This is a genomic window from Caballeronia catudaia (assembly GCF_001544755.2).
In the GTDB taxonomy this organism is placed as follows: domain Bacteria; phylum Pseudomonadota; class Gammaproteobacteria; order Burkholderiales; family Burkholderiaceae; genus Caballeronia; species Caballeronia catudaia.
Window position 1 is genome coordinate 19,447 of sequence record NZ_FCOF02000012.1, and the last position, 14,022, is coordinate 33,468.

Annotated in this window: 12 protein-coding genes; 8 read left to right on the top strand and 4 right to left on the bottom strand. The window is 64.2% G+C overall.

The genetic code is table 11. The features are described 5' to 3' along the window. Window positions 1-86: 86 nt before the first annotated feature. The 3 genes from AWB75_RS15240 to AWB75_RS15250 all read left to right on the top strand — a co-directional run bounded on the left by AWB75_RS15240 (window position 87) and on the right by AWB75_RS15250 (window position 3,802). Window positions 87-2,384 carry a VTT domain-containing protein gene (locus tag AWB75_RS15240; RefSeq protein ID WP_061124924.1) on the top strand — a complete coding sequence of 766 codons (2,298 nt, stop codon included), beginning with the start codon at window positions 87-89 and terminating at the stop codon, window positions 2,382-2,384. Continuing rightward, a complete protein-coding gene (locus tag AWB75_RS15245) occupies window positions 2,381-3,148 on the top strand; it encodes an endonuclease/exonuclease/phosphatase family protein (protein ID WP_061124925.1) in 768 nt (255 codons plus the stop codon). Before AWB75_RS15240 ends, AWB75_RS15245 begins: the two co-directional genes overlap by 4 nt. A 198-nt stretch (window positions 3,149-3,346) precedes the next feature. Further along, the gene (locus AWB75_RS15250; RefSeq protein WP_061124926.1) at window positions 3,347-3,802 is read left to right on the top strand and encodes an HU family DNA-binding protein; all 456 of its coding nucleotides are present in this window, start codon (window positions 3,347-3,349) and stop codon (window positions 3,800-3,802) included. A gap of 110 nt (window positions 3,803-3,912) precedes the next feature. Here the strand turns inward: AWB75_RS15250 and AWB75_RS15255 are convergent, their stop codons facing one another. Continuing rightward, on the bottom strand, window positions 3,913-4,809 hold the full coding sequence (locus AWB75_RS15255) for a LysR family transcriptional regulator (protein ID WP_061124927.1): 897 nt from the start codon (window positions 4,807-4,809) through the stop codon (window positions 3,913-3,915). A 122-nt stretch (window positions 4,810-4,931) separates the two neighbouring features. Here AWB75_RS15255 and AWB75_RS15260 point away from each other — a divergent pair, with 122 nt between their 5' ends. Beyond that, entirely contained in the window at window positions 4,932-5,675 is a 744-nt protein-coding gene (locus AWB75_RS15260) for an SDR family oxidoreductase (RefSeq protein WP_061124928.1), read from the top strand. A gap of 7 nt (window positions 5,676-5,682) precedes the next feature. Here the strand turns inward: AWB75_RS15260 and AWB75_RS15265 are convergent, their stop codons facing one another. Further along, a complete protein-coding gene (locus tag AWB75_RS15265; RefSeq protein ID WP_061124929.1) occupies window positions 5,683-7,257 on the bottom strand; it encodes a 3'-5' exonuclease family protein in 1,575 nt (524 codons plus the stop codon). A 138-nt stretch (window positions 7,258-7,395) separates the two neighbouring features. Here AWB75_RS15265 and AWB75_RS15270 point away from each other — a divergent pair, with 138 nt between their 5' ends. The 4 genes from AWB75_RS15270 to AWB75_RS15285 all read left to right on the top strand — a co-directional run bounded on the left by AWB75_RS15270 (window position 7,396) and on the right by AWB75_RS15285 (window position 11,476). Continuing rightward, window positions 7,396-8,811: a circularly permuted type 2 ATP-grasp protein gene (locus AWB75_RS15270; RefSeq protein WP_061125048.1), complete on the top strand. Its 1,416-nt coding sequence runs from the start codon at window positions 7,396-7,398 to the stop codon at window positions 8,809-8,811. A 1-nt stretch (window position 8,812) separates the two neighbouring features. Then, entirely contained in the window at window positions 8,813-9,766 is a 954-nt protein-coding gene (locus AWB75_RS15275) for an alpha-E domain-containing protein (RefSeq protein ID WP_061124930.1), read from the top strand. A 3-nt stretch (window positions 9,767-9,769) separates the two neighbouring features. Continuing rightward, window positions 9,770-10,540, top strand: coding sequence for a transglutaminase family protein (locus AWB75_RS15280; protein ID WP_061124931.1), 771 nt, complete (start codon window positions 9,770-9,772; stop codon window positions 10,538-10,540). A gap of 69 nt (window positions 10,541-10,609) precedes the next feature. After that, complete coding sequence (locus AWB75_RS15285; protein WP_087086635.1) at window positions 10,610-11,476, top strand: proteasome-type protease; 867 nt, start codon at window positions 10,610-10,612, stop codon at window positions 11,474-11,476. A gap of 7 nt (window positions 11,477-11,483) precedes the next feature. Here the strand turns inward: AWB75_RS15285 and AWB75_RS15290 are convergent, their stop codons facing one another. Both AWB75_RS15290 and AWB75_RS15295 read right to left on the bottom strand, forming a co-directional pair. Then, window positions 11,484-12,461, bottom strand: coding sequence for a glycerophosphodiester phosphodiesterase family protein (locus AWB75_RS15290; protein ID WP_061124933.1), 978 nt, complete (start codon window positions 12,459-12,461; stop codon window positions 11,484-11,486). 207 nt (window positions 12,462-12,668) lie between these two features. Beyond that, window positions 12,669-13,829, bottom strand: coding sequence for a porin (locus AWB75_RS15295; RefSeq protein ID WP_061124934.1), 1,161 nt, complete (start codon window positions 13,827-13,829; stop codon window positions 12,669-12,671). Window positions 13,830-14,022: the final 193 nt, after the last annotated feature.

The window sequence follows — 14,022 nt, forward strand, 5'->3', positions numbered from 1 at the left end:
GCATGTGCAACGAAGCGTAGCACCAGGCGGCGGGCATGGTGCTTGCAAAACGAAAGTTATTTGGCCGCGGAGTGCTTGCCAGGCACATGAGCAACACACACGACGACGAGCCGTTTTTCCAGCCGGGACGCAATTGCGCGAGCGTGCGTCACGCGCGGCGCTTCAGTCTTCTCATCGACGGCGCGGACTATTTCCGAGTGCTGCGTGAAGCGATCACGCGCGCGGAACGTACCGTGTTCATCATCGGCTGGGACATCGACAGCCGCATGAAGCTCACGCCTGAAGGCGCGGACGACGGCTATCCCGAGGCGCTCGGCGACTTCCTTCACGCTGTCACCGCGAACAAGCGCCGTCTGCGTATCTACATTCTCGCGTGGGACTTCGCGATGCTCTATGCCTTCGAGCGCGAATGGCTGCCGGTCTACAAGATGGGCTGGCGCACGAACCGGCGCATCGCGTTCCAGATGGACGGCAAACATCCGATGGGCGCCTCGCAGCATCAGAAGATGGTCGTGATCGACGATCGCGTCGCGTTCGTCGGCGGTCTCGATCTCACGCGCTCGCGCTGGGACACGAACGCGCATGCGCCCGACGAGCCGCTGCGCCGCGATGCGAACGGCGCGCGCTATCAGCCGTTTCACGACGTGCACACGATGTTCGATGGCGACGCAGCGCGCGAAATTGGCCTGCTCGCGCGCGAACGCTGGGCGCGCGCATGCGGCAAGCGGCTCGCGATCCGTGCGCATCGCGCGGAGAATCGCGACGATCCGTGGCCGCCTTCACGGCGCGTCGATCTCGAAGACGTGCAGATCGCGATCTCGCTGACCGAACCGGCCTATCTCGGCCGCGATTCCGTGCGGCAGATCCGCACGCAATATCTCGACGCCATCGCGCGGGCGCGGCGCAGCATCTACATCGAGAATCAATACTTCACGTCGGGCACGGTCGGCGCCGCGCTCGCCGATTCGCTCGCGCGCGAAGATGGCCCCGATCTCGCCATCGTCGTGCCGCGCAATCAAAGCGGATGGCTGCAGGAAGTGACGATGGGCGTATTGCGCGCGCGCCTGCACGAACTGCTGAAGAAGGCGGACACGCACGGACGTTATCGCCTGATGTGCCCGACCGTGCCGAAGCTCGGCGACGAGATCGTCAATGTGCACAGCAAGCTGATGATCGTCGACGACGAATTGCTGATCGTCGGCTCGGCCAACCTGAACAATCGTTCGATGGTGCTCGACAGCGAATGCAACGTGTCCATCGATGCAGGCGCTGATGCGCGTATCCGACGCGCGATCGCGACGATGCGCGACACGCTGCTCGCGGAGCATCTCGACTGCGAGATGGATGACGTCGTGCGCGAACGTCAGGCGCGCGGCGGCATGAACGCTGCGATCCAGGCGCTCTTGCGCGAACGCGACGAACATCGCACGCTGGTGGCGCTCGACCCGCACGTGTCGACGGAACTCGATCAGTTGATTCCGCCCGAAGCGCTCATCGATCCCGAGACGCCGATCGCCGCCGACGAGCTCGTCGACCAGTTCGTGCCCGCGGAAAAGACGCGTCCGCTCATCGGACGCTTCGCGCTGCTCGGTGTGTTCGCGCTGATGATCGTGGTCGTCGCGGGCCTGTGGCACTGGACGCCGCTCGCCGATTACGTGAGCCTGAAGTCGCTTGCGAACGCGACACGGCGCATCGAAGCGCTGCCGCTCGCGCCGCTCTGGATCGTGCTCGCCTATGTGACCGCGGCCGTGAGCGCCGTGCCGATCACGCTGCTCATCGCGACGACGGGCATCGTCTTCGGTGCGCCGTGGAGCGGCGTCTATGCGTTCGTCGGCACGACGATCGCCGCCGCCATATCGTATTCGCTCGGTAACTGGCTCGGGCGCGATGCCGTGCGCAAGCTCGCGGGCGCGCGCGTGAACCGGCTGTCCGAGCGCGTGGGCAAGCGCGGCATCGTCGCGGTCGTGGTGTTGCGGCTTTTGCCGGTCGCGCCGTTTGCGATCGTCAATCTCGTCGCGGGCGCGTCGCATATCCGCATGCGCGACTTCATGATCGGCACGATGCTCGGCATGGGGCCCGGCATCATTCTGACCGTCGCGTTCGCGCATCAGCTCGTTGCTTCGCTGCATCGGCCGACGGTCGGCTCGTTCGCGGTGCTGATCGGCATCGGCGCGGCGCTGATCGGTGTATCGCTGCTGTTGCAGCGTTTTCTGGGCCGCGCGGATCATCACGAGGCGCATGAAGGCGCGCCAAGCGATGCCGACAAGCCACGCGCGAGCGATGAAGCGAAACGCGCGAGCGCATTGCGCGGCAACGGTGTTATGCCGCGCGATGCGGCGGCGCGCGCATCGAAGAACGAGCGCCCCGACGAGGTCAACTCATGACGCCGATGCCTGACGCCGTCATCGAACGGCAAGGCACGAACGAAGCGCGTGCGAAGGAGCTGACCATCGCGACTTACAACTTGCATGGCGCGGTGGGCATCGACGGGAAGTTCGCGCCGGAGCGCATCGGCGCAGTGCTCGCCGAGATCGACGCGGACATCTTCGCGCTGCAGGAGGTTCCGCTCGGCGGCAGCGGCTCGCCCGATGTGCTCGACGTGCTGCAACGCATGACCAACCTTCATGCCGTGCCGGGCCCGACGCTCGACTCTCCCGAGCGGCGTTACGGCAACGCGGTGCTCACACGCTATCCGGTGCGCGCGGTGCGCACGCTCGATCTTTCGTTCGGTAGCCGCGAGCCGCGCGGCGCGCTCGATGCCGACATCGATTGCGGCGGCGAAGTGTGGCGCGTGGTCGCAACGCATCTCGGTCTCGCATCGAGCGAAAGGCGCGCGCAAGTGGAGCAAGTGCTGCAAAGCTTCGATACGCCCGCGCTGCCCGTCATCCTGCTCGGCGATCTCAACGAGTGGTTCGTCTATGGTCGAACGTTGCGGAGGCTCGTCACGCACTTTCATCGCGCGAGCGCGTTGCGCACCTTTCCGACGCGCTATCCGCTCTTCGCGCTCGATCGCATCTGGGTGCATCCCGGCGAGCGTCTGATGCGTGTCGACGTGCATCGCACACGGCTTTCGCGCATCGCTTCCGATCACTATCCGTTGATCGCTCATATCGCGCATCGCACGTTTACCTCTTCTGTGCAGGGGTAAAACGCATCGCGTCATCGGCGTCGATACATCGAAGACGATGACCTGTCAGCGCGACACCACGAAAAACCCCTGTAAAAGCGATATAAAAGCGCAAAAGACTCGCACGAAGTCGCTTGGCCTATGTAGAATCCGGCGTGATACGAACGCATCGGTGCGGACGTATTCGAACATCACTGACCAAAAACAGGTAGGAGAAACATGTCGACTTCCGCTAAAACCGCTGCCAAGAAAGCCCCGGCCAAGAAGGCCACGGCGAAGACCGCCGCCGCACCGGCGAAGAAAGCAGCACCGAAGGTTGCCGCAAAGAAGGTAGCCGCGAAGAAGACCACGGGCGCTCCCTCGCCGATCAAGGATACGTTCACCAAGGCATCGCTCGCGACGCATCTCTCCGAGCGCGCCGCTGTCGATGTGAAGGCGGTGAAGGCCGTGCTGGTCGCGCTGGAAGACACCATCCTCGGCTCGATCCACAAGAAGGGCGCAGGCGAATTCACGCTGTCGGGCCTTCTGAAGATCACCGCGCAAGCCGTGGCGGCGAAGAAGAAGCGCTTCGGCAAGGACCCGTTCACGGGTGAAGAGCGCTGGTTCCCGGCGAAGCCGGCAAGCGTTCGCATCAAGGCGCGCGCGCTGAAGAAGCTGAAGGACGCAGCGGCGTAAGTCTTTTCGCCAGTCTTGCAGGCTTCGGTTTCGTTGGCGAGATCGAAGCTCGATGAAAAAGAGGCCAGCTTCCCTTGATTGGGAAGCTGGCCTCTTTTGCTTTGCACTGGCTAACGCGCGTTGTGCCCGGAGAAGATCTCGCTCAACCAATCCGCGAAAACCCGCACACGCGCCGAGAGCTGACGGTTATGCGGATAAAGCACGGAGACGGGCATCGGTGGTGGAGGCAGGTCTGGAAGCACGAGTTGCAGGCGGTTCTCTTCGAGCGCATCGTCGATGTGATAACGCGGCACCTGAACGATGCCGAGTCCCGCGAGCGCGGCTTGCGTATAGAGCTCGACGCCCGTCACCGAGACCGCCGCGCGCAATTCGATGCTCTCGATGCTGTCTCCGACCGTGAACTCCAGCGGCAGCACGCGGCCCGTCGCGCTCGACAGATAGTTCACCGCGCGATGCGATGCGAGCGCTTCGAGATCGTCCGGCACGCCTTCGCGCGACAGATACGCAGGGCTCGCCACCGTCACCTGTTCGAGCAGCGCGACGCGCCGGCCGATCATCGACGAATCCTGCAACGTGCCCGCGCGCAGCACGCAATCGACGCCTTCACGCACGAGATCGACCAGTCTGTCGTCCTCGCCGATATGCAGTTCGATCTGCGCATGACGTTCCATGAACGCGGGCAACGCCGGCATGATGAAATGCCGCGCGAGCGTGCCTTGCAGATTCACGCGCAAGAGTCCTTTCGGCTCGGCATGCCTGAACGAGCCTTCGGCTTCCTCCAGATCCGCGATCAGACGCACGCAGCGCCGGTAATGCGCTTCGCCATCGTGCGTGAGGCGCACCGAGCGCGTCGTGCGTTCGAGCAGGCGCGCGCCGAGCCGTTCTTCCAGACGCTTCATCAGATTGGTGACGGTGGCGCGCGGTATCTGCAGATCGTCGGCGGCCTGCGTGAAGCTGCGCCGCTCCGCGATGCGCACGAACACCTGCATTTCCTGGAATCGATCCATTGGAATCAGCTCTGCGATTGTTGAAGCAACTGGAACGATGATACTAAGCCAGACGCGATGATCGCGGAAACGGAATGATTCATCATGCTTCTCATCGAACAGCCCACCTTGAGGAGCACACCATGAATCAGAGCCAATCGAAACGCGTTGCCATCGTCACGGGCGCGTCGCGCGGCATCGGCGCACAGATCGCGCGGCGTCTCGCGCAAGACGGCTTTGCCGTCGCGGTGAACTATGCGGCGAGCGCGAAGGAAGCGGACGCGCTGGTTGCCGAGTTGCGCGAAGCGGGCAGCGCCGCGCTTGCCGTGAAAGCAGACGTCGCGAATGCGGACGACGTGCGCCGCATGTTCGAGACCGTCGAGAAAGAGCTCGGCAAGGTCGATGCGCTCGTCAACAACGCGGGCGTGCTGAAGACCGTGCCGCTCGCCGACACGAGCGACGCGCTCTACGATCAGACGTTCGACATCAACGTGCGCGGCACCTTCAACACGCTGCGCGAGGCGGCGGCGCGCATGAACGGCGGCGGGCGCATCGTGAATTTTTCGAGCACGACGCTCGCGCTCAATATGCCCGGCTACGCGATCTATAACGCAACGAAGGCGGCCGTCGAATCGTTCACGCACGTGTTCGCGAAGGAGTTGCGCGGGCGCGGCATCACGGTGAACGCGGTTGCGCCGGGGCCGGTTGCAACGTCGCTGTTTCTCGATGGCAAGACCGACGAGCAGATCGCCGCATTCTCGAAGATGCCGCCGCTGGAACGCCTCGGTCAGCCGGACGATATCGCGGCAGTGGTCGCGTTTCTCGTCGGACCGGATGCGGCCTGGGTCAACGGACAGGTGTTGCGCGCGAACGGCGGCGTTGCGTGAGCGGTGTCTAGAACGTCAGCGCGAATTGATCCGATGCAACCGCGCGGCGCTTTGCCGCGCGTTTCATTGGCCGCGTGCCAACGGCGCTCACAAAAGGCGCATCTTGTACGACGAGATGAAACGACGGCCGCGCATCGCACGCGATCCATGTCAGTTGTCCCGACGCAAGGCGCTTCGCGATCAGAGCGTAGACATCGGCATCGAACGGGCGCAGGTCAGGTGCATCGGCGATCATCGGCGCAATGTCGTCGCGCGTCGCGCATGTGCCGATATAACACCATCGATCGATGACATGCCACGCTTCGCGGCCCGATGCTTCATCGCGCTCGGCGATGGCGACCGGCCCTTCGTGCGGCCATCTCGCGAGCCGCGAGCTTTGCAGCGCATCGAGCGCGCGCGCCGCGTGGTCCGCGAACGTTTCGATTCCCGCGCACGATCCGAGGCAACGTTTCACCTGATAGCCGAAACAGCCGCGGCCACGCGACAGCGGCGCTCTTTCGAGGCCGAGCGTCGCATGACAGAGGTTGTGTTCATCGGCGACAAGGCGCATGAACGCGAGCGCCTTTGCGCGCGACGCGAACACGCCGAACAGATGGTCCTCGCGCGACAGATCGCGCCTGCTCGCTTTCACGAGCGCCGGCGCGCTCGCGCCCGGCAGCCATTGCCACGCGCATGTTCCCGACGCGCCTTTGAGCAGGCGATTGTGCGTCGGCTTCAGATCTTTCACGAGCTTCGCTTCGAGCAGCAGCGCGCCGAGTTCTCCGGCCGTCTCGCGCGTTTCGATGCGACGAATGGCCTGCGAGATCGACAAGTCTTTCTGAAGCCTGTGATCGCCCGAAAAATGCGCCGCGACGCGCTGTTTCAGGTTGATGCTCTTGCCGACATAGAGCGGCACGTCGTCGTCGCCGTGAAAGAGATAGACGCCGGGCGACGACGGCAGCGCGTCGAGCGCGCCTTCGGGCAGCGCGGCAGGCAGGCTCGCGCGCCGCACGAGCGTCTTGATGGCGGCATCGACGAGATCTTGCGGATATAACGCGTGAATCTTCTGCCAGAACTGCCAGAGGAGATCGGCGTCGGCGAGCGCGCGATGGCGTCCTTCGGGCGCGAGATTCAGGCGCGCGATGAGCGCGTCGAGCCCATGACGTTCGACCGATGGAAACAGCGCGCGCGACAGCCGCACCGTGCACAGCGTATCCGCGCGAAACGCGATGCCCGCGCGGCGGAATGCGTTCTTGAGAAAGCCGTAGTCGAAGCGCGCGTTGTGCGCGACGAAAAGCTTGCCGTGCAGCCGTTCGGCCAGCGCGGGCGCAAGCGATTCGAAAGTCGGCTGGCCGCGCAGCATTGAATCTTCGATGCCCGTCAGGCGCGAGATGAACGGCGGCACCGGCACACCCGGATCGACCAGCACGCTCCATCGTTCGATGCCCGCCGTGCTCGCTTCCACGACGCCGATTTCGGTGATGCGGTCTTCGGTCGCGTTCGAGCCGGTGGTTTCCAGATCGACGAACACGATGGGGCGCGCGAGTCCCGCGAGCAGGGCATCGGCTAACGAGTCGGCTTCGTCTTGGGGGGCTTCGGACATGATGAAACGCTGAACGCAAGCGGCAAGTCTAGCGCGAAAAACCCAGGCCCTATGTCCGAGCGCGAAAAAAGTGGCACACGTCACGCACTTTCGTCCGATACTGCAATGGACACGCGTCGAAAACGAAGGACGCACATGATGCAGATCTACGATGAAATGCGTCAGGACGACACCGTGCGCAACCACTACGCACGGTTTTCCCGCTGGCTCGCGATGCAGAGCGCCGAGACCATCGCGCGCAAGCGCGCCGAGGCGGACGTGCTGTTCCGTCGCGTGGGCATCACGTTCGCGGTGAACGGCGTGAATGGCGATTCGTCCGGCACGGAGCGGCTCATTCCCTTCGACATGATTCCGCGCATCATTCCCGGCGACGAATGGCGTGTGCTCGAAGCGGGCCTGCGTCAGCGCGTGCAGGCGCTCAATCTCTTTCTGCACGATATCTATCACGACGGCGACATCGTGCTCGCCGGGCGCATTCCGGCGCAGCAGGTCTATACGAACGCGCAATATCGGCCGGAGATGCAGAACGTCGACGTGCCGCTCGACGTGTATGCGCATATCGCGGGCATCGACGTGGTGCGCGCGGGACAGGCGGGCGAGTTCTACGTGCTCGAAGACAATCTGCGCGTGCCGTCGGGCGTCTCGTACATGCTCGAAAACCGCAAGATGATGATGCGGCTCTTTCCCGAGCTCTTCGTGCAGAACCGCGTCGCGCCGGTCGCGCATTATCCCGATCTGCTGCTGGAAACGCTGCGCTCGATCGCGCCCGAAGGCGTCGACGATCCCACTGTCGTCGTGCTCACGCCCGGCATGTACAACTCGGCGTATTTCGAGCATACGTTTCTCGCGCAGCAAATGGGCGTGGAGCTCGTCGAAGGCAAGGATCTCTTCGTCGACGACAACTACGTCTTCATGCGCACGACGCACGGGCCGCGCCGCGTGGACGTGATCTATCGCCGCGTCGATGACGACTTTCTCGATCCGCTCGCGTTTCGCGCGGATTCGGCGCTCGGCATTCCGGGGCTTCTGACGTCGTATCGCGCGGGGCGCGTGACGCTCGCGAACGCGATGGGCACCGGCATCGCCGACGACAAATCGATCTATCCGTTCGTGCCCGGCATGATCGAGTTCTATCTCGGCGAGAAGCCCATCCTCAACAACGTGCCGACCTATCAATGCCGCAAGCCGGATGATCTCGCGTACACGCTGGCGCATCTGCCTGAGCTCGTCGTGAAGGAAGTGCACGGCGCGGGCGGCTACGGCATGCTGGTCGGGCCGGCATCGACGAACGATGAAATCGAAGCATTCCGCGCGCGGCTTTTATCGAAGCCCGAAGGCTATATCGCCCAGCCGACGCTCGCGCTCTCCGCCTGCCCGACCTTCGTCGATGCGGGCATCGCGCCGCGTCATATCGATTTGCGGCCGTTCGTGCTCTCCGGCCGCGAAGTGTCGATGTGCGCGGGCGGCCTGACGCGCGTCGCGCTGCGCGAAGGCTCGCTCGTCGTCAATTCATCGCAGGGCGGCGGCACGAAGGACACATGGATGGTCGAATGACATGCTGAGCCGCACAGCCGATCACCTGTTCTGGATGGCGCGCTACATGGAGCGCGCGGAGAATCTCGCGCGCATGCTCGACATCGACATGCAGGGCGCGCTGCTGCCGCAAACGCCCGAACAGGAAGCGCGCACGCAACGCTCGGTCTTGAAGATTTCGGAGCTGGAAGACAGGTTCGACGAGCGTCATCCCGGATCGCGCTCGCGCGAGGACATGCTGCATTTCATGGCCGCGGACGCGCGCAATCCGTCGAGCATCCTCTCGTGCCTGCAGGCGACGCGCGAAAACGCGCGGGCGGTGCGCGGCACGCTCACGACGGACGGCTGGGAGACGATCAACTTCACGTGGCTCGAATTCAATCAGCGGCTCGCGAATAGCGAGCTCGAAACGAGCCCGGATGCGCTCTTCGAATGGGTCAAGTACCGCGCGAACTTGTGCCGCGGCGTGATGCAGGGCACGGCGCTGCGCGACGACGCGTTCTTCTTCATGCAGCTCGGCGCGTATCTGGAGCGCGCGGACAATACAGCGCGCATTCTCGACGTGCGCTTCGCCGATGCGGCGCCGAACTCGCGCGAGGCCGCGCGTCAGCTCGAAGACTTCTATTACTGGACGTCGATTCTGAGCTCGGTGTCGGCGCTGGAGATCTATCGCAAGGTGTATCGCGATGTGGTGACGCCCACGCGCGTCGTCGAGTTGCTGATTCTCAACGAGCAGATGCCGCGCTCGCTGATCGCATCGCTCGATGGCGTCTGCGATACGCTCGCGAAGCTGCGCACCGATGCGTCGAAGGAATGCGAGCGCTTCGCGGGCAAGCTGCGCGCCGACGTGCTCTATGCCGACATCCGCCAGATTCTGGAAAGCGGGGTTCACGCGTGGCTCACGCAGTTCTTGAAGCGCGTCGACGAACTCGGCGTGCGCGTGATGCACACCTTTCTCATGTTGCCGATCGCGTGAATCATGCTGCTCACCGTTCGCCACGACATTCGCTATCGCTACGCCGCGCGGGTCACGTATTCGATCCGGCAGTTTCGCGTGAGCCCGGCGAGCGGCGCTTCGCAGATAGTGCGGCACTGGCATGTCGAAGCGCCGGGCAAGCTCGACCTCACGCGCGACGCCTACGGCAACGCGCTGCACACGCTCGTGCTGACCAGGCCGCACAGCGAGCTGCACGTGAGCGTGGCGGGGCAAGTCGAAACCGAAGCTCTCGCCGATGGCCGGCTCTTCGAGGAAGCCGGTCCGATTCCGCTCGAGCATTTCACTTGCGCGACGCCGCTGACCGTGCCCGATGCGGCGATCCGCGAGCTTGCCGAACGTATTCCATCGCTCGATACGGCCGCGTCGCTCGTCGCGCTGATGGAGCGCATCGCGCAATGCGTGCGGTATCGCAACGAGCCGGCCGGAACGGCGGCGCGGGCCTTGGCGAACGGCTTCGGCGACGCGCGCGATTTCGCGCATCTGATGCTCGCGTGCTGCCGTGCGCGAGGCGTGCCCGCGCGCTGCGTGAGCGGTTATCTCGATAGCGGCGCGCACGCCTGGGCCGATGTGTGGATCGAACACGGCTGGGTTTCCGTGGACGCGACGCAGGCCGCGTTCGCGGGCGAGCGCCATTGCCGTCTTGCGGTGGCGCGGGACTACGAGACGGCGGCGCCGGTGCGGGGCGCACGCGTGGGCGGCAAGGAGGAGACGCTGACGGTTCACATCGACATCGACGCCCGGGCGGATCAATGAAACACCGTGCATGCGACACGCGGACGCGCTCAGTACAATGAGGGTTTGCTTGCTTCAGGAAGGATCGACATGACTTATTGCGTGGGCATGTGCGTGGACGAGGGCCTCGTGTTCCTGTCCGACACGCGCACCAACGCCGGCGTGGACCACGTGAGCGCCGCGCGCAAGATGGTTGTTTTCGAACAGCCGGGCGAGCGCGTGATCGTTCTGCTCGCGGCGGGCAATCTTGCGCTGACGCAGGCGGTCATGCACCTGCTCGCGGAGCCGTCCGACCCTCACGCGCCCACGCTCTACAGCGTCCCGACGATGGCGGAAGCCGCGCGCATTGTCGGCGATGCGGTGCGCGAGGTGCATCGCCGCGATGCCTTGTCGCTCGCGGAATTCAGCGTCGACTTCAATTGCAGCTTCATTCTCGGCGGACAGATCTCCGGCCAGCCGCCGCGCATGTTCATGATCTACGCGGCGGGCAATTTCATCGAATCGACGCGCGTGTCGCCGTATTTCCAGATCGGCGAATCGAAGTACGGCAAGCCGATCATCGACCGCGTGATCACGCCCGCATCCCCGCTCGACGAAGCCGCCAAATGCGCCCTCATTTCGATGGATTCGACGCTGCGCTCGAATCTCTCGGTCGGCTTGCCGCTCGACCTGCTGGTCTATGAAAAGGACTCGCTGCGCGTGACGCGCTTCGCCACGCTCGACAACGACAGCGCGTACTACCAGATGATCAACAAGTCCTGGGGCGAGCGTCTGCGGCAGCTTTTCGGCGAGATTCCGAATCCGTCGTGGACCGATCTCGACAACGTGCCGCTGCGCCCGCGCGCTACGCGCAGCACGGTGCCGCGGCTCGTCATCGGCGATCTGCCGTGTCCGGAGGCGCCCGCTCAGACGCTCGCCGAAGACATGAATCCGACGGGCAACGCGCCGCAGCAATAGGCGCGCTTCAGCGCGCGGACGCGGGGCATTGCAGCGGCCGTTTCAGGCTCGCTCTGATCGCCTGCATCTTGCGGGGCGAATCGGCGAGCACGGCGTCGAGGCCGAGACAGGCGGCGGCGCGATAGTCGTCCGCGGCGTCGATGCCGATCGCGAGAATCCGCGCGTGGCCGTTGGTGCGGAAACACTTCACCGCTTCGGGCGTCCAAAGCGTGGCCGTCACATGCGAGCGCGCCTCGCCGAGCGTGAACGTCTCGACCAGCTCCATCTTTCTGGCGTACTCGAACGCGGTCCACGTGCCGGGCGGCGGCGGGTCTTCGCACGTCTGTGAAAGCGCCACGGCGGCGAGGCGCGCGCGCGTCGCATCGCGCGATTCGAACAGGCGCGCCTCCGGATGCGCCGCGAACGCATGCTGATACGCGGCCTCGGTCGAGTAGATCAGGACGCGCTGCCAGGCGTTTTCTTCGTTCAGTACGCGCGCGACGGCCGCTGCCTGCGGCTCGGCGGGCAGCGCTTTCATGTCGAGCATCACGGGCACGGCGGGCGGGATCGCGCGCAACGCCTGCGCGAGCGAGGGAATGCGCACGGCATCATCGCGATACGGATAACGCTTCGTACCACTCGCGTCGGTGCGCGCGAAATTCCAGCCCGCATTCAGACGCTCGAGCGCGGCGAAGTCCAGACTTGCGACCGGGCCACGGCCATCCGTGTTCGCAGAGAGACTCGCCGGTCGATAGAGCACGGGCACGCCATCGCGCGTGAGCTGCACCGTGAGCCAGATCGCGTCGGCGTGATTGCGCAGCGCGCCCTCGATGGCGATCAGCGTGTTCTCGGGGACATCGGCGGCGCCGGCGCGGTGCGCCACGATCATCGGCAGGCGCGGGTTGTCGTCGCCAGGGGAAGGGGAAGCCGCACACCCGCCGCAGCCGGCGCTCGCGATGCACGCGGCGAAGGTGAAGGAACGAAACAGCGTCGAGCGAAATGACATGGCGCAAATCTCCTGGAGTCCGTCACCAGGCGATTCTGCTGGCGTCACGTCCGCGCATTGCGCGCATGCGGTTGATTCCACGATTTTTTGCGCTTTTGTCTCAATTTGCAGCGCGCATAAAAAAACAGCCATCGGCAAGCCGATGGCTGTTCAGAGTGCTGCTGTCCGAAGGACACGGCACTTGCGTGCCGCGCCGTCCGGTTATTTTTAGAACTTGTGACGCACGCCCAGGATGACGATTTCCTGGTGGCTGCGGCCGCTTTCGTAGCCGAACGAGCCGATCGACGCTTGCGCCGAGTTGGTCGTGCCGTCTGCGTTGCGCTGATCGCCGCTGGCGTGCTGGTAAGCAGCGATAGCGTAGAAGTCGGTGCGCTTCGACAGCGAGTAGTCCGCGCCCAGGCTGACCTGATGGTACGTCGCGGAAGCGTCGCCGCTTGCCTTCGTGTACGTGTAGCCCAGACCGGTCAACAGAGCCGGCGTGACCTGGAAGTTCACGAAGCCGTTGCCGACGTTGAAGTGCTCCGAGCCTTGCAGCGACGAGCCGTCTGCCTTGTACTGCGCGTTGCTGTACGAACCGCCGACCGTGAATGCGCCGATCGAGTACTGGATCGCGCCGCGGGCGATGCCGATGGCGTGAGCCGTTGCGTAAGCAGCGTTGACCGGGCTGTTGAACAGCGAGTCCGACGACGGGCTGTTCCAGCCGTTGCCCGTCGTAAGACGGCCAGCGGTCGGGTTGTTCGCGTAGAAGTAGCCGCCTGCGATAGCCAGCGGGCCGTTGTTGTACGTCGCCGCTGCCGACCACGTCTGACCTTGGCCGGTCGTGCCAGCCAGGTTGCTGAAGCCATACAGGCCTTCGACCTGGAAGCCGGCGAAGTTCGGCGAAACGTACTTGACGGCGTTCGACGTGCGCAGGTCGTTGTCGTAGTTGTCGACGTCACCCGGCGTCGCCACGATTGCGCCCCAGTAGGCGTCACCCGTGATGCCCTGAACCATGTCGACGAGCGGGTCGTACTGACGGCCCAGCGTGACCGTGCCCCACTGGTTGCCGGACAGACCGACGAACGCCTGGCGGCCGAATTCGCGGCCGCTCTGACCGAGCTTGCCGGTGCCGACGTCAAAGCCGTTTTCCAACTGGAAGATCGCCTTCAGGCCGCCGCCCAGGTCTTCCTGACCCTTCAAGCCCCAGCGGTCGCCAGACAGGTTGCCGTTGATCATGCCATAGAGCTTGTCGCCGTTTGCGTTGGCATGGCTCACGTAGCCGAGGCCTGCGTCGATCACGCCATACAGCGTCACGCTCGTTTGTGCCTGTGCCGCGCCAGCTGCGCCGAGCAGAGCCAGCGAGAGGGACGTCAGTGCGAATCGTTTCATCGAATTCTCCACGCGAATGATTAAAATCGTTGTTGCCGGCGCAGAGAATAACGCAACGTTTCGTAACTTTAGAAATGGAAAATAAAGACTGTCTCAAAAAACACACACTTAGTGTGGATGCCCGCCTAGTATGGCTTTCCGGCAGTCCGAGCGGCGAATTTTGGGAGACAAGGCGGGTTTTGAAAAGTTCCAC